This is a genomic window from Gemmiger formicilis (assembly GCF_024462815.1).
Classification (GTDB): Bacteria; Bacillota; Clostridia; order Oscillospirales; family Ruminococcaceae; genus Gemmiger.
Genome location: NZ_JANGCG010000009.1, coordinates 51,389 through 72,749, shown reverse-complemented (window position 1 = coordinate 72,749; position 21,361 = coordinate 51,389). Strand labels below are relative to the sequence as shown.

Here is a 21,361-nt window from a genome sequence, read left to right as displayed (position 1 = left end):
CGCCGGGCCCTTTTCCCCCACGTTTTAATCTTTATTTAACTTTCCCTCCCGTATCTGCGGTACAATAGTCGCAGAATACAGGGAGGGGATTTTTATGACCGTACAGGAACGGCTCCGGCGTGCCGGAAGGCACGCTTGCCAACCTGTTTGAGCCGTTCTACCGCGGGGACGCCGCCCCCTACAAGCCGAACCATAAACGGCCTATACGCGGGAGCTTGCGGCGGGGTTGGGTCACCCCGCCCTACAATCACACAAAAAGTGCCCGGCCGCCGGATTTCAAATCTCCGGCGGCCGGGCTTGTTTATTTCTGCTTACTTTTCAAATTCCTTGGCCACATCCTGCAGCAGCTGGCGGATGGGCAGGTGCTGCGGGCAGATTTTCTCGCACTTGCCGCAGCGGATGCAGTCCGATGCGCGGGAGCCGGGGCGGGTGTGGACATCCTCATAATAGTAGTCCGCATTCCAATCGTGGTGGATGCTCTTGGTGTTCATGATGGCGAACAGGTCGGGGATGGCGATCTGCTTGGGGCAGCCGTCTACACAGTAGCGGCAGGCTGTGCAGGGGATCAGGTTCTGCTTGCGGAAGATCTCCACCACCTTGGAAACGGCGGCGCGCTCGGTGTCGTTCAACGGCTGAAAGTCCCGCATAAAGCTGAGGTTGTCCTGCATCTGCTGCATATTGCTCATGCCGGAGAGCACCATCATGATGCCGGGGAAGCCCGCCGCAAACCGGATGGCATAGCTGGCCGGGCTGCCGCCGTGCAGCGATTCCAGCACAGCGGCGGCGTCCTTGGGCAGGTTGACCAGATTGCCGCCCTTGACCGGCTCCATGACAAGCACCGGCTTATTGTGCCGGCGGCAGACCTCGTAGCATTTGCGGCTCTGCACGGCGATGTCATCGTAATCCAGATAGTTGAACTGGATCTGCACGACCTCGATCTGCGGGTACTCGGTCAGGATCCGGTCCAGCACCTCGGCGCGGTCGTGGAAGGAGAGGCCGACATGACGGATCTTGCCCTCGGCCTTGAGGTCGAACGCCGTCTCATACGCGCGGCACGCCTTGAATTGCTGAAAATTCTCGGCATTTTGGGAGTGCATAAGGTAAAAGTCAAAATAATCCACACCGCAGGCCGCAAGCTGGCACGCAAAGAACGGGCGGATGTCGGCCTCGGTTTCAAAAAAGCCTCCGGACAGCTTATCGGTCAGGACATAGCTTTCGCGCGGGTAACGACTGGTCAGGCACTCCTTCAGGGCCAGCTCGCTCTTGCCGCCGATATAGCCGTGGGCGGTGTCAAAATAGTTGAACCCCTGCGCCAGGAATTCATCCACCATCTGTTTGGTTTGCTCAATGTCGACGTTTTCGCCCTGCATAGGCAGGCGCATACAGCCGAAGCCAAAGTTTTTCTTGACTTTTTCCACTTGTAACTGCTCCTTTCACAAGGGTTTGCCTCTTGTAAACATTGTAGCAAACTTTAACTTTAAGTTCAAGAGGGCGCGTGAAATATTGTGGGGAGCGGCATCCCCCTGTAGGGGCGGGCATTGCCCGTCCGCGGTGGTTGGCCCGGGAATGGGTGCTTGCCGGAAGGCCGCGGGCCGCATATATACGGCCCCTACGGAGCAAAAGAGGATTAACGGCATTTTGCAGCACAGTCACGGAGGGGAGCAAGCAGCCCTCCCCCCCCCGCAAATGCCGCATCCGGGAAACCACCCCCACCCAAAAACTCCCCGTCCATTCCCGGGCGGGGAGTCAACAGCATATAATTTACAGAACCTTGCTCAGGAAGTCAATCGTGCGGGGCTGTTTGGGGTGGTTGATGACCTCGTCCGGGGTGCCCTCCTCCACAATGTAGCCGCCCTCCATAAAGATGACGCGGCTGGCAACCTCGCGGGCAAAGCCAATCTCGTGGGTGACCACAACCATCGTCATACCCTCGGCGGCCAGTTGCTTCATAACCTGCAGCACCTCACCGACCATCTCGGGGTCAAGGGCGCTGGTCGGCTCGTCAAACAGCATAATGTCCGGGTCCATCGCCAGAGCGCGGGCAATGGCCACACGCTGCTTCTGGCCGCCGGAAAGCTGGGCCGGGTAGGCATCCGCCTTGTCAGACAGGCCCACGCGCTCCAGCAGGCGCAGCGCCTTTTCCTTCGCCTCGGCCTTGGTGGCCTTTTTCAGCTCCACGGGGGCCAGCGTCATATTACCCATCACGTTCAGATTGTTGAACAGGTTGAAGTGCTGGAACACCATACCGACATTTTCGCGCATTTTGTTCAGGTCGGTCTTTTTGTCGGTCACATCGTGGCCATCCACAATGACCGTACCGCCGGTGATTTCCTCCAGACGGTTCAGGCAGCGCAGGAAGGTAGACTTACCGCTGCCGGAGGGGCCGAGGATAACCACAACCTCGCCCTCATAGATATCGGTCGAAACATCGCGCAGAACCTCCAGCTTGCCGAAGCTCTTCTTCAGATGCTCAACGTGAATTTTTACATTGTTCTTATTGACGGCCACGGTTGAGCCTCCTCTCTACACGCTTGGCAAGGCGGGACAGCAGTGTGATAACCACCAGATACATAATGGCCACAATGCTCCACACCTGAAACGCGCTCATCGTGATGCCAACCACGTTCTTGGCGGTGTTGACCAGCTCGGGGAAGCCAATAACCGACAGAATCGAGGTATCCTTCAGCGTGATGATAAACTGGTTGATGATGGAAGGAATCATCGTGCGGATTGCCTGCGGCAGCACCACCTTGGCCATTGCCTTCCAGTACGGCAGACCCAGACTGCGGGCGGCCTCCATCTGGCCCTTGTCCACGCTCTCGATACCAGCGCGGATAATCTCGGCCATATAGGCGCCGCAGTTCAGCGCAAGGCAGATGGTACCGGCCTGCAGCCCGGAAAGCGTAATCGAACCGCTGAGCCCCAGCATCGTGTTCAGATGCAGGATGTTGTTCAGCAGCATCGGCACGGCAAAGAACACATAGAATGCCAGCACAATCATAGGTACGCCGCGGATAATATCGACAAAAATCGTGGCAATGATGTTGCAGGCGCGGTTTTTGACAACACTCATCAGGCCGACAACCAGACCGATGATGCAGGCAAAGAACAGCCCGTACAGGGCCAGCAGCAGCGTCTGGCCCATGGCGGCCATCAGCAGCCCGCCGTAGTTTGCAAGAATTTTAGCCAAGGGGCAGGACTCCTTTCGGGGTGGTGGTTACATAGGGTGTATCTGATAAGTCAAAAGTGCTGGGAAATTCGCTAAAAAGCAACAGCTGCAAGGATGAGTAACGCAGCAGATGCGCTTTTTAGTAGAATTGAACAGTGCTGAGGACTTTTCAGCTACACCCTAGGATGCGCGGGGTCGCAAAAGCGGGGGCGTCCCCAAAAAAGACGTCCCCGCGTGGGGTTTTGTTATCAGCCGAGGTACTTTGCCAGAATCTCGTCGTACTTGCCGTTCTCCTTGATGTCCGCAAGACCAGCGTTGAACATATCCAGCAGCTCCTGGTTGTCGGTGTTGAAGATGGCAAAGCCGTAGGGGGCGGGGTCGCTGGCGGTGTCATTCAGAACCTTCAGTGCCAGGTCGCCGTCCTTGATGGAAGCCTTCATAATGGGGGTATCCTCAAAGCAGGCAACGCACTGGCCGCCCAGCACAGCCTGATACATCGTGGGGGAATCCTCAAAGTAGGTGATGTTGAAGCCGTACTCGTCCTTCAGGCTCTCGGCATAGGAAGCGCCCTGCGTGGCGGTCTTGACGGCAACGGTCTTGCCGGACAAATCAGCAAAGCCGGTGATGTCAGAATCCGCAGCCACGGTCATGGTCTGGGTGCTGTCATAGTAGCCGTCCGAGAAGGTCCAGCCGCTTGCCTTGCGCTCGTCGGTGATGGAAGCGCCGGCAATCATACCGTCCGCCTGACCGGACTGGCAGGCGGCAATGGCGGCATCCCAGCCAAGGCTCTTCATCTCATACTCAAAGCCCTGATCCTCCGCAATGGCGGCGACAATGTCCACGTCGATGCCGACAAAGTTGCCGGAAGCATCGGTGTACTCAAAGGGCTTGAAAACCGTGTCGGTAGCGATGACCCACTTCTTGCCGGTAGTCTCGGCAGAGGCAGCCTCGGAGGAGGCGGAGTCAGCGGGTGCAGCCGCCGTGGAGGACGCAGTGGAAGCAGCGCCGCCGCAGGCAGCGAGAGACAGGGCCATAACGGAGGCCATACCGAACGCAAACAGTTTTTTCATGGTTACTTTCCTTTCCACTCCACAAATTTCCCGCCGCCGTGCAGCGGGCCGGGGCAGGTACCAAAAAAGGGCAATAGCGCCATTGTTCCCATGTGCTATCGCCCTTGATAGTTCCTGCTTCATCGTGCTTTTAATTATAGCACACTCGGCAAAAAAGTCAATACCGAAAATCGGTTACAGCTTTATTAAATTAAGTTTGCATATGGTTTCCGCTGTGTTTTTATAATTTTGTCCTTCATCTAGACACATAAGATGCCATATAGCGGGCGGCGCGGCGGTTTTTGGGGGCTCGCCGCGCTCAACTGTCACGCCAGCTCAAACATACCGTGGTAGAGCTGGTAATATTCGCCCTTTTTCTCCAGCAGCTCGTCATGGGTGCCGCGCTCAATGATGCGGCCATGCTCCAGCACGATAATCGCATCGGCGTTGCGCACGGTGGAAAGCCGGTGCGCGATGACAAACACCGTGCGGCCCTCCATCAGGCTGTCCATGCCTTTTTGTATCAGCGCCTCGGTTCGGGTGTCAATACTGGACGTAGCTTCGTCCAGAATCAGCACCGGTGGGTCTGCCACGGCGGCGCGGGCAATGGCCAGCAGCTGGCGCTGGCCCTGGCTCAGGTTGGCACCGTCGGCGGTCACCATCGTGTTGTAGCCCTGCGGCAGGCGGCGGATGAAGGAGTCCGCGTTGGCAATCCTTGCCGCCTGCTCAATTTCCTCCTGCGTGGCGTCCAGCTTGCCGAAGCGGATATTGTCCGCCACCGTGCCGGTAAAGAGGTGTGTATCCTGCAGGACAACGCCCAGCGAACGGCGCAGGTCATTCTTTTTAATCAGCCGCACATCCATACCGTCATAGGTGATGGAGCCGCCCGACACCTCATAAAAGCGGTTGATGAGGTTGGTAATGGTGGTTTTGCCCGCGCCGGTCGAGCCGACAAAGGCAATCTTCTGCCCCGGCCTTGCGTAGAGGGAGAGATTCTGCAGAATCATACGCTCCGGCGTGTAGCCAAAGCTGACGTCATGGAACCGCACATCGCCGCACAGCGGCTCGGGCGGCACCTCCGGGTGGCTGCGGTCGCACCACGCCCAGCGGCCCGCGCTGCCGGTACACTCGGTCAGGGTGCCGTCCGGGGCCTCCTGCACGCGGACCAGATCCACCGTGCCCTCGTCCACCTCGGGCTTTTCCTCCATAACCGTAAAGATACGCTCTGCGCCCGCCAGCGCCGCCAGCAGGAAGTTGCCCTGCTGGGTAAGCTGGTTGATGGGCAGCGTGGTCTGGCGCACAAACACCAGATAGCTGGCCAGACTGCCAAGGTCAGACCAGCCCCACATCACCATCAGCCCGCCCACCACGGCAATGACGGCGTAGTTGATGTAGCCAATGCTGACCACAGCCGGAACCATCGTGGCGGCGTAGCTCTGGGCGCTGGTGCCCGCCTGCCGCAGGCTTTCGTTGCGGGCGGCAAAGGCAGCCATATCGGCCTGCTGGTGGTTAAAGACCTTGACCACCTTCTGGCCCGCAATCATCTCCTCCATATAGGCGTCCAGCTCGCCAAGGCTGGCCTGCTGGCGCGCATAGTAGGCGCGGCTGCGCTGGGTGGAGTAGTTGATGAACCAGAACATGGCAATGTAGCCCACCACCACCAGCAGCGAAAGCCGCCAGTTGAGCACAAAGAGCAGAATCAACGTGCCTGCGACCTGAATAAAGGTCTGTATGACGATGGCAAAGCTGTTGTTGAGCGCGTCCGAAATCGTGTCCACATCGTTGGTGAACAGGCTCATCAAATCGCCCTTGCGGTTTGTGTCAAAGAAATTCAGCGGCAGCGTCTGCAGATGCGCAAACAAATCGCGGCGGATGTCCTGCAGAATTTTCTGCGCCGCGCGCACCATCAGCTGGGTGTAGCCCAGTGTGGACAGCGCGCCGATGCCGTAAATCACCGCCGTGAGCACGACCACTCCGGCCAGATAGCTGCGGCTGCCGTTTTCCAGAATGCCGTTGACCACCGGGCGTATCATATAGGTGCCCAGCAGCGCCGCCAGCGCACTGACCGCTGCCAGAAAGTCCACCACCAGCAGCATGAGCTTGTGGCGGCCCAGATAATCCATAAAGCGGCGCAGGGTGTGCCGCAGGTTCTGCGGGCGTTTACCGCCGTATGCCTTCGCCATCTGCGCCGTCTCCTTTCATCTGGGAATTGTAAATTTCCTGATAAATCGTATCCTTTGCAAGCAACTCGGCGTGGGTGCCCACGGCGTGCAGCCGCCCGTCCTCCAATATGACAATCAGGTCTGCCGACTGCACAGAAGAGATGCGCTGCGCAATAATCAGCTTGGTCACGTCGGTCAGCTCCGCCAGCGCGTGGCGGATGCCGGACTCGGTGGCGGTGTCCACCGCGCTGGTCGAATCGTCAAAAATCAGCACCTTGGGGTGCTTGAGCAGCGTGCGCGCAATGCAGAGCCGCTGTTTCTGCCCGCCGGAGACATTGCAGCCGCCCTGGCCCAAATCAGTGTCCAGCCCCTGCGGCATCCGCTGCAAAAACTCATCCGCATGGGCGGCGCGGCAGGCGGCCCACAGCTCCTCGTTCGTGGCGTCCGGGTTGCCCCATTGCAGGTTTTCCCGGATGGTGCCGGTGAACAGCAGGTTCTTCTGCAGCACAATGCCCACCGCGTCGCGCAGGGCCGTCAGGTCATAGTCGCGCACATCGCGCCCGCCGACCATGACCGTACCGGCAGTGGCATCGTAAAGGCGGGGAATCAGCTGCACCAGCGTGGTTTTGGCCGCACCTGTGCCGCCGATAATGCCCACCGTTGCGCCCGCGGGGATGTGGAGCGTAATGTCAGACAGCGCACTTTTCTCCGCTGCCGCGTTGTATTTGAAGCTGACGTTCTCAAAATCCAGCTGGCCACTGGCAACCACCGTCTCGGGTGCGGCGGCGTTGGCAAGGTCAGGCTTTTCGGTCAGCACCTCGCGGATGCGGCGGGCGCTGGCCAGCGAACGCGACATCTGCAGAAACACGCCGGAGAACATCATCACCGAGTTTAGCACCTGCAGCACATAGCTGAGGAACGCCGTGAGCTGGCCGACCGTCATATCCCCGGTCAGGATGAAGTTGCCGCCAAACCAGAGGATGCAGACAATCGCCGTGTACATAACGGTCTGGAACGCCGGAAGATTGAGCACCGCAAAGCGGAAGGTCTCGGTCGAGGCATCGCTCAGCTCGGTGTTGACGGCGTCAAACTGCTCGTTCTCGTAGTCACCGCGCACAAACGCCTTGATGGCGCGGATGGCGGTCAGCGATTCCTGAATACGGCCGTTCAGGTGGTCCACCGCCCCCTGCTGCCGCCCGTACAGCGGGCCGACCCGCGTGACAATCCACGCCAGCACGGCCGCCAGAATCGGCGTTGTGACAAGGAAAACCACCGTCAGCCGCGGGCTGAGCAGGCAGGCCATGCCCAGCCCCATAAAAAGCATAACCGGGCTGCGCACCAGCGGCCGCAGGCCGGAGTTGACCGCGTTGAGCATAACGGTCACATCGGTGGTCATACGTGTGACAAGCGATGCATCTGAGAAGCGGTCAAGGTTGGCAAAGTCAAACCGCTGCACGGCGGCGTACTCGGCTGTGCGCAGCTCAGCCGCAAAACCATTGGAGAACCGCGCCGCGTACCGGGCATATAGCTGCCCGGTCACCAGCGAGAGCGCCGCGCAAAGAATCATCAGCCCGCCCTGCCGCATGATAACCGCCATATTATGGCCCGGCACACCCTCGTCCACCAGCGTGGACATCAGCATGGGGATAATCATTTCAAAGACACATTCGATAAAGACCAGCCCCACCGCCGCGAAGCAGTCGCGTCGGTACGGCTTTCCGTAGCGGAAAATCATGCGCAGGTCTTGCATAGGGCACTTCCTTTTATATAGGGTAGGGGTCAGGTGCGGTCACGCTTCTTCTCGGGCAGCTGGCTTGCCACAATGGCGGCAAACATCAGTCCGCAGCCGCACAGCTCGGTGGCGCTCAGCGTTTCGCCCAGAATCAGCCACCCGGCCAGCGCACTGAACACGCTTTCCAGGCACATGGCCAGGCTGGCGATGGTCGGGTCAAGGGCCTTCTGGCCGACAATCTGCAGCGTGTACGCCACGCCGCTGGACATAATGCCGCAGTAGGCAATGGACACCGCCGCGCCGCGCAGCTGGGCAAGGGTCGGCGTCTCGAACACGAACATAAACACGGTGGAGAGCACCGCCACCACAAAGAACTGCGCAAAGCTCATCTGGATGCCGTCCAGCTTGGGGCTGAAGTGGTTCACCAGCAGAATCTGCGCCGTGAACAAAAAGGCGCAGAGCAGCAACTGCCACTCGCCGCCGGTCAGGCTCAGGGTATCGCGCCCCGCCAGGCAGAGCAGATACAGCCCCACCACGCTGGCCGCCACGCAGCACCACAGCTTGACGCCGGGACGGCTGCCGAGGAAAATCCCCGCCACCGGCACCAGCACCACATACAGCGCCGTCATAAAACCGGCCTTGGCCGTGCTGGTGGTGCCAATGCCCATCTGCTGCGCCGCGGACGCCGCAAACAGCGCCACACCGCAGCAGATACCGCCTTTAATCAGCACCGGCTTGTTCTGCCAGAAGCCCTGCGCCGCGCTGTTGGTTTTGCCCATTTTGCGCAGCACCGCCATAAGCCCCAGCAGAAAAACGCAGGCCAGCCAGCTGCGGCTTGCCAGAAAGGTATACGGCCCCACGTAGCCGCTGCCCACGCTCTGCGCCACAAAGGCCGTGCCCCAGATAAAGGCCGCGCCGACCAGCAGCAGTGTGTTGCGCATCTGTTTTTTGTCCATACTTTCCTATTCCCCTTACGTTACCAAAAAAGCCGCCCGGCCATTTTGCGGCGCGGGCGGCATCTTTGCCTTTTTATCAGCTGTTTGCAGTATCGTCGCCGTAGGTGTTCAGCTCGGCGCTGCCCAGACCTTCCACCTTCAGTCCGCCGGTAACGTAGTATTTGTTGCCGTTGTCGTAGCTGATGGTGATTTTGTACTGCTTGCCCGCCGTCAGCCCCGTCACGGTATACTGGGACGCGCTGCCGTCGGCATAGTAGTAAATGGTGGAGCCGGGCACGTAGCTGGTCATCGTCTTATCGTCAGACAGCTCCCAGAACGCAATCTTGAAGTACATATACCGTTCACTGCTGGCCTCGGTGGTGGCGTAGCCGGTCACGGTCATGCTGTCGCCGCCCGCCACAAAATACTCGGTGGAACGGTTGGCAATGCCGTTGAAGGAGACATACAGGGTGCCGTCCTCCGGGTAGCTGACCACGCGGGCCGCCTCGGTGTCCATATCCGCCGGGAACTCCACACTGCCGCCAGGCGCAGCCTTGGTGATGGTGTCGGTCTCGTCATCGTCCGATTCCTCCACCAGACCCAGCTTGTGAACCAGATTGACAACCAAATCTTGCGCGACCTGCTTCGGGGAGCAGGCGGTCAGGGAAACTGCCAGCAGCACGGCCATGGCCAGCGCCGCGAGCTTGCGGGATAGCTTCATATCGTAAACCTCCATTGGGTGCGTTGCAACAATACATAGAGTATTATACTGCAAATTGCCGCCAAGTACAAGCATAGCGCACGGTTTTCACAGATGTTTTTACATTTTTCCAAAGCCACTGCTCTGTAGGGGCCGATGCTCGCATCGGCCCGCCGGTTATCCGCAGGCACCCTCGCACAGGTCAGCCTCCCCCGCCGCCGTTCCACTCCTTTATCGCGTCAATCAGCAGTGAGGACACCGTGACCGTGACGAGCGAGAAGGCAATGCGCCGGAACGGAATGTAGGACAGCGAGGCAAAAAGCACCGTTAAATCCGTGAAAAGATAGGCGCGGGAGAGCCGCCACCCGGTCAGCTTGTGGATGACCAGCGCCAGCGCATCATCGCCGCCGCTGGAGCCGCCCTGCCGGACGATGAGCCCCACGCCCACACCGACAAAAACGCCGCCCAGCAGCGCCGCCGCCAGCGGGTACGCCGTCAGGTCGGGCAGCATCGGGGGCAGGCACTCCCACAGGCGGTAGAAGCCCGCCAGACTGACGCTGGCCAGCCCGGCCGAGAGCAGGAAATCCCACCCCAGGAACCGGAACGCCAGCGCATAGCTGGCCGCGTCCAGCAGGGGCGAGGCCACCGATGCCGGAACGCCGAGCCAGTGGTTGATGAGCAGCACCAGCCCGATGATGCCGCCCTCGGTGATGGCGGTGCGCTGGTGGATATTGTGGATGCCGAAGGAAAGAATGGCGGTTCCCAGCAAAATAAGGGCTATGCGCTTTGCCGTAAAGCGGCGCAGCGCACCGCGGATTTTTTGCTGCAGGGTTGTTTTTTGCATAAGTGCACCTCAAGGGCAGTGATACAACCAGTATACCACACGCGTCAAGCTGCACAAAAAAGGCAGGGCGTGTGCCCTGCCACAAGCCGCAATTATTTCCCTGCCAGCAAAATGGCCAGCACGGCTTTTTCGATGTAAATGCGGTTCTCGGCCTCGTCAAAGATTTCGTCGGCGTGGGCCTCCAGCACATCGGGGGCGATTTCCTCGCCGCGGTGGGCAGGCAAAGGATGCTGCACCATACAGTCCGGCTTGGCCAGCGCCATGCGGGCCGCGTCCAGCGTAAAGCCGGTGAAATCCCGGCGGCGCTGCTCGGCCTCGCGCTCCATGCCCATACTGACCCACACATCGGTGAAGAGCACATCCGCGCCGCGGGCCGCCTCATCGGGGTCGGTGGTCAGCGTAAACTTATCGCCGTACCGTTGCGCCAGCATCAGCACATCGGCGGCGGGGCGGTAATGCGGCGGGCAGGCCACCGTCACCGTCATGCCCACGGCCAGACAGCCCACAATCACGCTGTTGGCCATATTGTACCCATCGCCGATGAACCCGGCCCGCAGGCCTTCCAGCGTACCCTTGCGCTCGCGCACGGTCATCAGATCGGTCAGCACCTGCAGCGGGTGGGCGTAGTCCGTCATACCAGAAATTACCGGTATACCGCTGTATTTTGCCAGTTCGTCCAGTGTAGTCTGCTTGTAGGTGCGGCAGACAATCGCGTTATAGTAGCGCCCCAGCACGCGGGCCGTGTCCTGCACAGGCTCGCCGCGGGCGGTCTGCAGATCGTTGGCGCTCAGGTAGGTGCCCAAGCCGCCCATCTGGTAGATGCCCACCTCCAGGCTGGTGCGGGTGCGGGTGGAGTTTTTGGCAAAGACCAGCGCCACCGCCTTGCCCTGCAAATCCTTGGGGTCAATGCCGTCCTTGTGCAGCCGCTTATAGTCATCGGCCACATCCAGAATGTGCAGAATTTCCTCGGGCGTCAGACCGCCCAGCTTCAACAGATGTTTCATACGCAGCTCTCCAGCACCTTGCGCAGGGTTTCCAGCGCCGTGTCCACATCGGCGGGCGTCAGAATCAGCGGCGGCAGCAGACGCAGGCGGGTCTTGGCGGTCAGCACCAACAGGCCCTCCTTCTCGCAGGCAGCGCGGACATCCGCAGCCTTGATGCCCTCGTCAAAGGCGATGCCCACCATCAGGCCCAGACCGCTGACCTCCTGCACGTGGGGGAGCTTTACCAGCCCTGCGCGCAGCTGGACGGCGCGCTCGTTGACGTTGGCAAGGAAGTCCTCGTCCATCGTGTCCAGCACGGCCAGCGCACCGGCACAGCAGACCGGGTTGCCGCCGAAGGTCGAGCCGTGGGAGCCGGGGCCCATATGGTCGGCCACCTTTTTGCTCATAACCACCGCGCCGATGGGCAGGCCGCCGCCCAGACCCTTGGCCAGCGTGACGATGTCCGGGTGCAGGTCAAAGTGCTCACACGCCAGAAAACGCCCGGTGCGGCCCACGCCGGTCTGCACCTCGTCCACAATCAGCAGAATGTCCTTTTTCTTGCAGAGCGCCGCGACCTTGGCCACGTAGTCGGCGTCCAGCGCCACAACGCCGCCCTCGCCCTGCACAAGCTCCATCATAACGGCGCAGGCGGTTTCGTCGGCGGCCTTTTCCAGCGCGGCGAAGTCCCCCGCCGGGACATAGTCGAAATGCTCCGGGAAGGGGCCGAAGTCATGGTGGAACACATCCTGCCCGGTGGCGGTCAGGGTTGCCAGCGTGCGGCCATGGAAGGAGTTGACCAGCGTGATGACCTTGTTGCGGTTCTCGCCGTAGGTGTCCACGCTGTATTTGCGGGCGCACTTGATGGCACCCTCGTTGGCCTCGGCGCCGGAATTGCCGAAGAAAACCGCGTCCAGCCCGGTGCGGCGGCAGAGCTTTTTGGCCAGCTTGCCGTCCGGGGCGGTGTAGTACAGGTTGGAGGTGTGCTGCAGCGTGGCCGCCTGCTCCGCCACGGCCTTGACCCACGCGGGGTGGCAGTAGCCCAGAGAGTTGACGCCGATGCCGGAGGTGAAATCCAGATACGTCTTACCGTCGGCATCCTTGGCCGTCATACCGTGGCCCTCTGCCAGCACAATCTGGCTGCGGCCATAGGTATGCAGGATATTTTCATTGTCGCGGGTGATAACCTTTTCAGTATTCATAAGCTGCCGCCTCTTTTTTTGCCTTTTTTATAAATAATAAAGAATAAATAATAAATAATAAATTTGGTGGAGTTTGCTCCCTGCGGTCGCAAACAAAAAGCAGGAACGGGATGCCGCACAGTGCTTTTTCACCGCCATTTCAAAACAAGTCTGCCGCTATTTCAAACGCGCCGCCGCGGGCGGCGCACCTGATTTATTATTTATTATTTCTTATTTCTTATTTCTCTTTCACCGGTTCCCTCTTCTATAGAACATCGTACCGGCGCCGCGGTCACTGAACATTTCCAGCAGAATCGAGTGCGGCACGCGGCCGTCAATGATGACCGCCTCATGTACGCCCTTGTAAATCGCGTCGGCCATGCCCTCAATTTTGGGCAGCATACCGCCCGCAATGACGCCCGCGGCCTTGTAGCCCTCAATCTCGGAGACCTCAACCTCGGGAATCAGCGTCGATTCATCGTCCTTATTGTAGAGCAAGCCTACAATATCCGTCATACTGACGAGCTTTTCCGCATGGAGGGCAATCGCAATCTCGGCGGCGGCGGTGTCGGCATTGATGTTGTAGGGCACGCCGTTGTCATCCATGCCCACCGTGGCAATAACCGGGATGAAGCTATCGGTCAGCAGGTGGTCAATCAGCGTGGTGTTGACCTTTTCAATCTCGCCGACATAGCCCAAATCCACATCGCTCTTGCGCTTGCACATAATCATATGGCCGTCCATGCCGCACAGGCCGACGCCGCGGCCCTTCAGCAGGGCCACAAGGTCTTTGTTGACCTGCCCGGCCAGCACCTGCTGGACAATGCCCATCGTCTCCTCGTCGGTGTAGCGCAGGCCGTTGACAAATTTGGACTCCTTGCCCACCCGCTTGAGCATGGCATTGATGGCAGGCCCGCCGCCGTGCACCAGCACAACGCGCACCCCCAGCAGGGTGAGCGTGACCAGATCGTTCATAACGGCCAGCTTCAACTCATCGTTGACCATGGCATTGCCGCCGTATTTAATCACCAGCGTTTTGCCGTGGTATTTCTGGATATATGGCGTAGCCTCGCTGAACAGCAGGGCCATCTGTTCGTTTTTCATCTGCAGTTACTCCCCCATACAGGAGGCCTTTACAAATAAAAAATAATAAATAATAAATAATAAATTTGGTGGATTTTGCTCCCTGTGGTCGCAAACAAAATCAGGCAAGCGGGATGTATTTTTTACTATCCCGCACTCAATCGGCGTCTGCCATCATTTCAAACGCGCCGCCGCGGGCGGCGCTCCGCATTTATTATTTTTTATTTTTTATTTATTATTTACATCAGCGCTCCTTTTCCCTTCTCGCAGCCACCTTTTCAGGTTCTGTAGTCCCCGTTAATCTTCACATAGTCATAGGTCAAATCGCAGCCCCATGCCTTGGCGGTGTAGTCTCCGCTGCCAAGGTCGACCAGAATATCAATCTCGTCCTCCTTCAGCACCACAGCGGCCTCGTCCTCGCTGTAGGGGTGGTAGGCGGCGTTCTCGCAGACAAAGACCTCGCCCGCCTTGCTCTTGAGGCGCACGCTGGTCTTGCTGATGTCAAAATCGCCGGGCGTGTAGCCGATGGCGCAGAGCACGCGGCCCCAGTTGGCGTCCGCGCCGAACATGGCGGCCTTGAACAGGGTGGAGTGAATCACACTCTTGGACACAGCGCGGGCGGTCGCCAGATCAGGCGCGCCTGTCACGGTGCATTCCAGCAGCTTGGTGGCACCCTCGCCGTCACCGGCCAGCTCACGGCTCAGGTGCTCGGCGACCTCGGTCAGCGCGGCCACAAAGGTGTCATAGTCGGGCGTGCCCTCGGCGATTTCCGCACCGGACAGGCCGGAGGCCAGCAGCAGCACAGTGTCATTGGTGGAGGTGTCGCCATCGACCGAAATCTGGTTGAAGGTTGCGGGCACAACGGTGGACAGCGCCTTCTGCAGCACGGCAGGGGCCACCTTGGCATCGGTGGTCATAAAGAGCAGCATCGTGGCCATATTGGGGTGAATCATGCCCGAGCCCTTGGCAATCGCGCCGATGCGCACCGGCTTGCCAGCCACGGTGAACTCCAGCGCAATCTCCTTCGGGTGGGTGTCGGTGGTCATAATGGCGGTAGCCGCATCATGGCTGCCGGCCTCGGTGGCGGCCAGCTTGGCGGCAGCCTCCGGGATGCCCTTGGCGAACGGCTCAATGCTCATGGCCTGCCCGATAACGCCGGTGGAGGAGGGCAGCACATCCGCGGCGGAAATGCCCAGCTCCTTGGCCACAATCTCGCAGGTATCCTTGGCCAGCTGCACGCCGTTGGGGGCGCAGGTGTTGGCGTTGCCGCTGTTCACAACGATGGCCTGTGCATAGCCGTCCTGCAGATGCTCACGGTCCACCGTGATGGGTGCGCCGTAGACCTTGTTGGTGGTGTAGCAGCCCGCGCCCGCACAGCGGACGTCCGCCTTAATCAGCGCTAAATCCAGCTTGGAATGGTTATGGCGGATGCCGCAATGCACGCCCGCCGCCGAAAATCCCTTCGGCGCACAGATGCCGCCGGGAATGGAGTTAAAGTTTGCCATATGTATCCCCTCTACTTTCTAAAATGCCTTCCCCCTTGGGGGAAGCCTTTTTTCATCTTGCCAGCCCTTTCGTCTCCTCCAGCCCCAGCATCAGGTTCATACACTGCACGGCTGCGCCGGAGCTGCCCTTGCCAAGGTTGTCAAACAGGCTGATAAGCTGCATCTGGGTTTCGTCGGGGTTGGCCAGGCAGAAGATCTCCAGCGTGTCCTTACCGGCCAGCTTGTTGGCCGCAAGGAAGCCGCCGTCGGTGCCCTCGCACAGGGGGTGCACCTTAATCATCGGCTGCCCGGCGTAATACTCGGTCAGCGCCGCGGCCACCTTCGGGGCCGAGATGCCCAGCGCCGTCAAATCCAGCGGAATCATCGTTTCCATGCCCGCGTAATAGTCGGCCACCACAGGCACAAAGTTGGGTGCCGTGGCAAGGCCGGTAATCGCGGCCATCTCGGGCAGATGTTTGTGGTGCAGGGCCAGACCGTAGGGGCGCGGGGCGTTCAGCGCGGTGTTGACGCGCTCGGCCTCGTACTCGGCAATCATCTTTTTGCCGCCGCCGGAATACCCGGTCAGACTCGTCACGCTCAGATGCGCCGTTTTGGGGATAATGCCCAGTTCGACCAGCGGGGCCACCGGCGCAATAAACCCGGTGGCGTGGCAGCCGGGCACCGCCACGCGGGTGGCGGTTTTCAGTGCCTCGCGGGTGCTGTGCAGTTCCGGCAGGCCGTATATCCAACCGGGTGCGGTGCGGTGCGCCGTGCTGGTGTCCAGAATCCGCACATCCTCCCGCAGCAGTGGCACAACCTCCCGCGCCGCATCGTCCGGCAGGCAGAGGAACGAGAGGTCGCTCTCGTTGATGACCGCCGCACGGGCGTGGACGTCCTTGTGGTCCGCCGCCGAGATTTTCAGTATCTCAAATTCCTCACGCTCCGCCAGCCGGTCCGCAATCCGCAGCCCCGTCGTGCCGGAGGACCCATCGACGAAAATTTTGTACTTTCCCATAGTTTGTCCACTCCCTATCGGCTCCCCCCTGCGGGGGAAGGCTTTATTTCAGCTTCTCCTTCACCGCACGAATCTGCTCCATCACACTCGCCTTTGTCGGGCCGCCGTAGCTGGTGCGGCCCTCGCAGCAGGTGGTCAGGTCAATGGCCGTATACACGTCCTCGGCAAACAAATCGCTGTACTGCTTGAACTCGTCCAGCGTCAGCTCTTCCAGCGTCTTGCCCTCGCGGATGCAGGCAGCCACCATCGTGCCGGTGCACTTGTAGGCATCGCGGAAGGGCATCCCCTTCTTGGTCAGGTAGTCGGCACAGTCGGTGGCGTTGATAAAGCCCTTGGCGGCGGCGCGGCGCATATTGGCGGGCAGCGGGGTCATGGTAGCCAGCATCGGCGTGACGGTGCGCAGGCAGAGCTCCAGCGTATCCACCGCGTCAAAAATAGCCTCCTTGTCCTCCTGCATATCCTTGTCATACGCAAGAGGGATGCCCTTCATCATAACCAGCAGCGTGTTTAAATCGCCGTAGACGCGGCCGGTCTTGCCGCGAATCAGCTCGGTCACATCGGGGTTTTTCTTCTGCGGCATAATGGAGGAGCCGGTGGTAAACGCATCGTCCAGCTCGATGAACTTGAACTCCCAGCTGCACCAGAGGATAATCTCCTCGCTCAGGCGGGAGAGGTGCATCATGCAGGTGGCCATGGCGCTGCACAGCTCAATGCAGAAATCCCGGTCAGAGACGCCGTCAATCGAGTTGCCGCACGGCGCGGCAAAGCCCAGCTGCTCGGCGGTATAGAAGCGGTCCAGCGGGTAGGTTGTGCCCGCCAGCGCGCCGGAACCCAGCGGGCACTCGGCATCCATGCGGCGGGTGGCATCCTGCATACGGCCCAGATCGCGCAGCAGCATCCATGCGTAGGCCATCAGCTGGTGGCCGAAGGTCACCGGCTGGGCACGCTGCAGGTGGGTGTAGCCGGGCATAACATAGCCCGCGCCCTTCTCGGCCTGCTCGCACAGCACGGCAATCAGCTCTCTGATCTGGCCTTGGATATGCTCGCTCGCCGCGCGCAGATTCAGCCGGATGTCCAGCGCCACCTGGTCATTGCGGCTGCGGCCGGTGTGCAGCCGCTTGCCGGCATCGCCCACGCGGGCAGTCAGCGTCTGTTCCACAAAGGTGTGCACATCCTCGGCGTTGGGGTCAATTTCCAGCGCACCGCTGTGCAAATCGTCCAGAATCGAGTGCAGGCCTTTGTGAATATCGTCCACATCCTGCTGGGAAATAATGCCCTGACGCCCCAGCATGGCCGAGTGGACAAGGCTGCCCTGTATATCCTGCTCAATCATCCGCGCATCAAAGCGGATGGAGGAATTGAAATCGTTTACGCGGCTGTCAACGGCCTTGCTGGCCCGGCCCTGCCAAAGTTGGGGCATAGTGAAACCTCCGTTTTTTAGATAATAGATAAAAGATAATAGATAATAAATCTGGTGGATCGCGTCGCTGCGCTCCGCTCAAAAATTCTCTGCCTCCGTAGGGGCGCATTCTATATGTGCCCGCAGATCGTCTGCCTGTTGACGGGCGCATATGGAATGCGCCCCTACGCTTTTTTGGCCTCAGGCCAAAACTCCACATTTTTGATTATCTTTTATCTATTATCTTTTATCTTTTTTAGTAACACCAAAACCGCCAAAGGGTTTGCACGCCCCTTGGCGGTTGCTTATTTGGCGTTCGTTCGCTTATTCTTCGGTCGGCCAGTTCTTCGCCAGCTTAGCGCGCTCGGCGATGGGCAGACCAAACAGATTGATGAAGCCGTTTGCATCGGCCTGGTTGTAATCGTCATCCTCACCGAAGGAGGCCGTCTGCTCATCGTACAGGGTGTACGGGCTGGTGACGCCGGCGTTGATCATATTGCCCTTGTACAGCTTCAAGGTCACATCGCCGGTGACGGTTTTCTGCAGATCATCGGTAAAGGCGCTGATGGCCTCCCGCAGCGGGGTGAACCACTGGCCGTTGTAGACCAGTTCGCCCATCTTCTGGGCCAGCTGTGTTTTGAAGTGCATGGACTCCTTGTCCAGCGTGATGGTCTCCAGCACATCGTGTGCCTTGTACAGGATGGCACCGCCGGGGGTCTCATAGACGCCGCGGCTCTTCATGCCGACCAGACGGTTCTCAACAATGTCCAGCAAGCCGATGCCGTTCGCACCACCCAGCTTGTTCAGGTGCTCAATCAGCGTGACGCCGTCCATCTCAACGCCGTCCACGGCGGTGGGGATGCCCTTCTCAAAGTGAATCTTGACGTAGGTCGGCTTGTCGGGGGCCTGCTCCGGGGAGACACCCAGCTCGAGGAAGCCGGGCTTGTTGTACTGCGGCTCCAGAGACGGCTTCTCGAGGTCAAGGCCCTCATGGCTCAGGTGCCACAGGTTCTTGTCCTTGGAATAGTTCGTCTCACGGTTGATTTTCAGCGGAATGTTGTGGGCCTCGGCGTAGTCGATCTCCTCGTCACGGCTCTTGATATTCCACTCACGCCACGGGGCGATGATGGCCATATCGGGGGCCAGTGCCTTGAGGGTCAGTTCAAAACGCACCTGGTCATTGCCCTTGCCGGTGCAGCCGTGGCAGATAGCGTCCGCGTTCTCCTTCTTGGCAATCTCTGCCAGCGCGGCGGCGATGCAGGGACGTGCATGGGAAGTGCCCAGCAGGTAATCCTCATACTTGGCGTCAGCCTTCAGGCAGGGCCAGATGTAGTTTTCCACATAGTCCTTCTTCAGGTCGAGGACATACAGCTTGGAGGCGCCGGTCTTGAGGGCCTTCTCCTCCAGACCGTCCAGCTCGGTGCCCTGACCCACGTCACCGGAAACCGCGACAACCTCGCAGTTGTTGTAGTTTTCCTTCAGCCAGGGAATGATGATAGAGGTATCCAGACCGCCGGAATAGGCCAGAACCACTTTTTTGATGTCTTTCTTATCCTTTTTCATGATAATATTCCCCTCTCTGGTATTTATCAAGGCCCGCGGGATGGGATGCCTGCCGCGCATCTTGAATATTTATTCATTCATTGCTGTATATTATACACTCTTTTATACATTTTGCAAGTAGTAAATCCGCCAAAGGATTTTCTATTTTTGGGTTGTTTTTGGGCAAATTAACGGATACTTATACATTTATGCGCGGTTTCGCTGCAAAAATATGCAACAGTATATGTATTCACCCTGCCGACACCTGTATTATACCACGGCTTTCTCTTATAGGCAACATAAAATTGCAGTTTTTGCAACACAAGGGATGTCCAACAGCGGCCCACTGCCGGGTGAGATCCCGCCCATAGTGGCCGGTCAACCGTTGATGGACATCCGTAGGGCGGGGTGCCCCCACCCCGCCGAAAGCGTGCTACAAACTTGAATTGTCATCTATCTTTCTTTTGATACAGAACGCAATTAACAACAATACAAATTACCCACACAATAGCACTTGCAATATCAAGTACCGGGATAAGTGGACTGATTCTTTCTATTCCATAATTGAAATCAATCAAAATACGGATTATTGAAATGATTAAAGCTATTATAAACACAATAATTGCGCACAATCTAACTTTCCTGCTCATAGGCACCTCCACAACTTCCGATTTATCCGCCTTTTATTTCCCGCCAGACAATTTAGCCCTTTCCGCGGCCTTCTTCACCATCTCCAGCTCCTCCATAAATATACAGTTCGGTATTGCGCCCTGTGCAACGTCCCGGAGGGCCTCGTCCAAGTCAAACCACCGCACATAGTCTATCTCGGATTTCTGCACGGTAAAGTCCTCCGCCTCGCGGTCAAGCCAGAGGCAGAACACCTTGCTGACCTGGTTATCCTTAAACGGCTTGCCGTGAAATTCCGCCTCAAAATGGAACCGCCGCAGGCCGCACTCCTGCAAGTCGGCGGAGGTGGCGTCCACGCCCAGTTCCTCCTTCAGCTCCCGCAGGGCGGATTCCACAAACTCAGCACCCGCCGGGATGTGCCCGGCTGACGAAATATCATAGCACCCGGGGTAGGAATCCTTGGCGGCACAGCGCATCTGCAAAAGCACCTGTACGCGCCCCTGTTTTTTGCGCAGAATCCACACGTGGCTTGTGCGGTGGCGCAGTCCCTCGGCGTGGGCCTGCGTGCGCGGCACAGCGCGGCCGGTGGGCAGACCGTTCTCGTCCACAATATCCAGCATTTCGGGCATTGGTAAGCACTCCCTTACATATAAGTAGTACCCACGTTATACCACAAACCGCCCCGCCGCGCAATTTTTTCTTGCGCGTCGGCTGGCGCTGTTTCTGGGGCTGGGCATTGCGGCGCTGCTCATCCACTATTTTCTCCCGCGGGAGCGCGTTATAGCGCTGTATGACCGGGTATGGGGGTTTAAAAATTCATAAATTTCCGGTATAATCAGGGTATACTTTTAACAAGGAGCTGCCTTATGTCCCAAATGACCAAACGCGCTCTGGTTCAATCCCTGAAGGAGCTGCTGACCGAGAAGCCGCTGGACAAAATCACCGTGACCGACCTGACCGAGCACTGCGGTGTGAACCGTATGACCTTCTACTACCATTTCAAGGACATCTATGATCTGGTGGAGTGGGCCTGTGTGGAGAGCGCCGCCCGCGCGCTGGCCGGGCAGAAAACCTATGATACATGGCAGCAGGGCTTTTTGCAGATACTGCAAGCCGTGCAGAAGGACAAGGTTTTCTTTACCAAGGTCTATCATTCCATCAGCCGCGAGCATCTGGAAAGCTACCTCTACAGCCTGACCTATGACCTGATGATTGGCGTGGTGGAGGAGAAGGCCGCCGGTATGACGGTGCGCCCCGAGGACAAGGAGTTCATCGCCAACTTTTACAAATACGCCTTTGTGGGCCTGACGCTGGAATGGGTGCGCACCGGCATGAAAACCGCCCCCGCCGACCTTGTGGAGCGCGTTTCGACCCTGATACACGGCGACATCACCAAGTCCCTGAATGCCTGCCGGATTGATAAAGAGTAGTGGTTTTATAGGCAGGATTGCCCGCGAAC

Annotated in this window: 18 protein-coding genes; 1 reads left to right on the top strand and 17 read right to left on the bottom strand. The window is 58.9% G+C overall.

Translation table 11 applies throughout. The features are described 5' to 3' along the window. Positions 1-311: 311 nt before the first annotated feature. The 17 genes from NE623_RS09200 to NE623_RS09120 form a co-directional block, all read right to left on the bottom strand. Positions 312-1,418, bottom strand: a complete 1,107-nt coding sequence (locus NE623_RS09200) for an aldo/keto reductase (protein WP_256273061.1) — start codon at positions 1,416-1,418, stop codon at positions 312-314. Positions 1,419-1,761: 343 nt separating this feature from the next. Further along, complete coding sequence (locus NE623_RS09195; RefSeq protein WP_294829851.1) at positions 1,762-2,508, bottom strand: amino acid ABC transporter ATP-binding protein; 747 nt, start codon at positions 2,506-2,508, stop codon at positions 1,762-1,764. Further along, on the bottom strand, positions 2,495-3,190 hold the full coding sequence (locus NE623_RS09190) for an amino acid ABC transporter permease (protein WP_256273062.1): 696 nt from the start codon (positions 3,188-3,190) through the stop codon (positions 2,495-2,497). The genes NE623_RS09195 and NE623_RS09190 overlap by 14 nt, the downstream gene beginning before the upstream one ends. Positions 3,191-3,417: 227 nt before the next feature. Further along, positions 3,418-4,239, bottom strand: coding sequence for a transporter substrate-binding domain-containing protein (locus NE623_RS09185; RefSeq protein ID WP_256273063.1), 822 nt, complete (start codon positions 4,237-4,239; stop codon positions 3,418-3,420). Positions 4,240-4,544: 305 nt separating this feature from the next. After that, positions 4,545-6,401, bottom strand: a complete 1,857-nt coding sequence (locus tag NE623_RS09180) for an ABC transporter ATP-binding protein (protein WP_256273064.1) — start codon at positions 6,399-6,401, stop codon at positions 4,545-4,547. Further along, positions 6,379-8,130 (bottom strand): ABC transporter ATP-binding protein, encoded by a 1,752-nt coding sequence (locus NE623_RS09175; protein WP_256273065.1) that lies wholly within the window; start codon positions 8,128-8,130, stop codon positions 6,379-6,381. Before NE623_RS09175 ends, NE623_RS09180 begins: the two co-directional genes overlap by 23 nt. Positions 8,131-8,159: 29 nt before the next feature. Beyond that, positions 8,160-9,068 carry a DMT family transporter gene (locus tag NE623_RS09170; RefSeq protein ID WP_256273066.1) on the bottom strand — a complete coding sequence of 303 codons (909 nt, stop codon included), beginning with the start codon at positions 9,066-9,068 and terminating at the stop codon, positions 8,160-8,162. Between the two features lie 76 nt (positions 9,069-9,144). After that, positions 9,145-9,768 carry a hypothetical protein gene (locus NE623_RS09165; protein ID WP_256273067.1) on the bottom strand — a complete coding sequence of 208 codons (624 nt, stop codon included), beginning with the start codon at positions 9,766-9,768 and terminating at the stop codon, positions 9,145-9,147. A 181-nt stretch (positions 9,769-9,949) separates the two neighbouring features. Continuing rightward, complete coding sequence (locus NE623_RS09160; RefSeq protein ID WP_256273068.1) at positions 9,950-10,591, bottom strand: YitT family protein; 642 nt, start codon at positions 10,589-10,591, stop codon at positions 9,950-9,952. A 92-nt stretch (positions 10,592-10,683) separates the two neighbouring features. After that, complete coding sequence (argF, locus tag NE623_RS09155) at positions 10,684-11,595, bottom strand: ornithine carbamoyltransferase (RefSeq protein WP_256273069.1); 912 nt, start codon at positions 11,593-11,595, stop codon at positions 10,684-10,686. Beyond that, complete coding sequence (locus NE623_RS09150) at positions 11,592-12,773, bottom strand: aspartate aminotransferase family protein (RefSeq protein ID WP_256273070.1); 1,182 nt, start codon at positions 12,771-12,773, stop codon at positions 11,592-11,594. The genes argF and NE623_RS09150 overlap by 4 nt, the downstream gene beginning before the upstream one ends. Positions 12,774-13,001: 228 nt before the next feature. Next, positions 13,002-13,856: an acetylglutamate kinase gene (gene argB, locus NE623_RS09145; RefSeq protein WP_256273071.1), complete on the bottom strand. Its 855-nt coding sequence runs from the start codon at positions 13,854-13,856 to the stop codon at positions 13,002-13,004. Between the two features lie 257 nt (positions 13,857-14,113). Further along, entirely contained in the window at positions 14,114-15,340 is a 1,227-nt protein-coding gene (gene argJ / locus NE623_RS09140; RefSeq protein ID WP_256273072.1) for a bifunctional glutamate N-acetyltransferase/amino-acid acetyltransferase ArgJ, read from the bottom strand. 52 nt (positions 15,341-15,392) lie between these two features. Further along, complete coding sequence (argC, locus tag NE623_RS09135) at positions 15,393-16,334, bottom strand: N-acetyl-gamma-glutamyl-phosphate reductase (protein ID WP_256273073.1); 942 nt, start codon at positions 16,332-16,334, stop codon at positions 15,393-15,395. A 43-nt stretch (positions 16,335-16,377) separates the two neighbouring features. After that, a complete protein-coding gene (argH, locus tag NE623_RS09130; RefSeq protein ID WP_256273074.1) occupies positions 16,378-17,754 on the bottom strand; it encodes an argininosuccinate lyase in 1,377 nt (458 codons plus the stop codon). A 303-nt stretch (positions 17,755-18,057) separates the two neighbouring features. After that, positions 18,058-19,296, bottom strand: coding sequence for an argininosuccinate synthase (locus tag NE623_RS09125; RefSeq protein WP_256273075.1), 1,239 nt, complete (start codon positions 19,294-19,296; stop codon positions 18,058-18,060). Positions 19,297-19,958: 662 nt separating this feature from the next. Then, entirely contained in the window at positions 19,959-20,531 is a 573-nt protein-coding gene (locus NE623_RS09120) for an NUDIX hydrolase (protein WP_256273076.1), read from the bottom strand. A gap of 237 nt (positions 20,532-20,768) precedes the next feature. Here NE623_RS09120 and NE623_RS09115 point away from each other — a divergent pair, with 237 nt between their 5' ends. Next, positions 20,769-21,332, top strand: coding sequence for a TetR/AcrR family transcriptional regulator (locus NE623_RS09115; protein ID WP_256273077.1), 564 nt, complete (start codon positions 20,769-20,771; stop codon positions 21,330-21,332). The last annotated feature ends 29 nt before the right edge of the window (positions 21,333-21,361 follow it).

Excerpts from the sequence above, each read along its gene's own strand:
- NE623_RS09185 (WP_256273063.1), bottom strand. The coding sequence starts at position 4,239 with ATGAAAAAACTGTTTGCGTTCGGTATGGCCTCCGTTATGGCCCTGTCT.
- NE623_RS09180 (WP_256273064.1), bottom strand. The coding sequence starts at position 6,401 with ATGGCGAAGGCATACGGCGGTAAACGCCCGCAGAACCTGCGGCACACC.
- NE623_RS09175 (WP_256273065.1), bottom strand. The coding sequence starts at position 8,130 with ATGCAAGACCTGCGCATGATTTTCCGCTACGGAAAGCCGTACCGACGC.
- NE623_RS09170 (WP_256273066.1), bottom strand. The coding sequence starts at position 9,068 with ATGGACAAAAAACAGATGCGCAACACACTGCTGCTGGTCGGCGCGGCC.
- NE623_RS09165 (WP_256273067.1), bottom strand. The coding sequence starts at position 9,768 with ATGAAGCTATCCCGCAAGCTCGCGGCGCTGGCCATGGCCGTGCTGCTG.
- NE623_RS09160 (WP_256273068.1), bottom strand. The coding sequence starts at position 10,591 with ATGCAAAAAACAACCCTGCAGCAAAAAATCCGCGGTGCGCTGCGCCGC.
- argF (WP_256273069.1), bottom strand. The coding sequence starts at position 11,595 with ATGAAACATCTGTTGAAGCTGGGCGGTCTGACGCCCGAGGAAATTCTG.
- NE623_RS09150 (WP_256273070.1), bottom strand. The coding sequence starts at position 12,773 with ATGAATACTGAAAAGGTTATCACCCGCGACAATGAAAATATCCTGCAT.
- argB (WP_256273071.1), bottom strand. The coding sequence starts at position 13,856 with ATGAAAAACGAACAGATGGCCCTGCTGTTCAGCGAGGCTACGCCATAT.
- argJ (WP_256273072.1), bottom strand. The coding sequence starts at position 15,340 with ATGGCAAACTTTAACTCCATTCCCGGCGGCATCTGTGCGCCGAAGGGA.
- argC (WP_256273073.1), bottom strand. The coding sequence starts at position 16,334 with ATGGGAAAGTACAAAATTTTCGTCGATGGGTCCTCCGGCACGACGGGG.
- argH (WP_256273074.1), bottom strand. The coding sequence starts at position 17,754 with ATGCCCCAACTTTGGCAGGGCCGGGCCAGCAAGGCCGTTGACAGCCGC.
- NE623_RS09125 (WP_256273075.1), bottom strand. The coding sequence starts at position 19,296 with ATGAAAAAGGATAAGAAAGACATCAAAAAAGTGGTTCTGGCCTATTCC.
- NE623_RS09120 (WP_256273076.1), bottom strand. The coding sequence starts at position 20,531 with ATGCCCGAAATGCTGGATATTGTGGACGAGAACGGTCTGCCCACCGGC.
- NE623_RS09115 (WP_256273077.1), top strand. The coding sequence starts at position 20,769 with ATGTCCCAAATGACCAAACGCGCTCTGGTTCAATCCCTGAAGGAGCTG.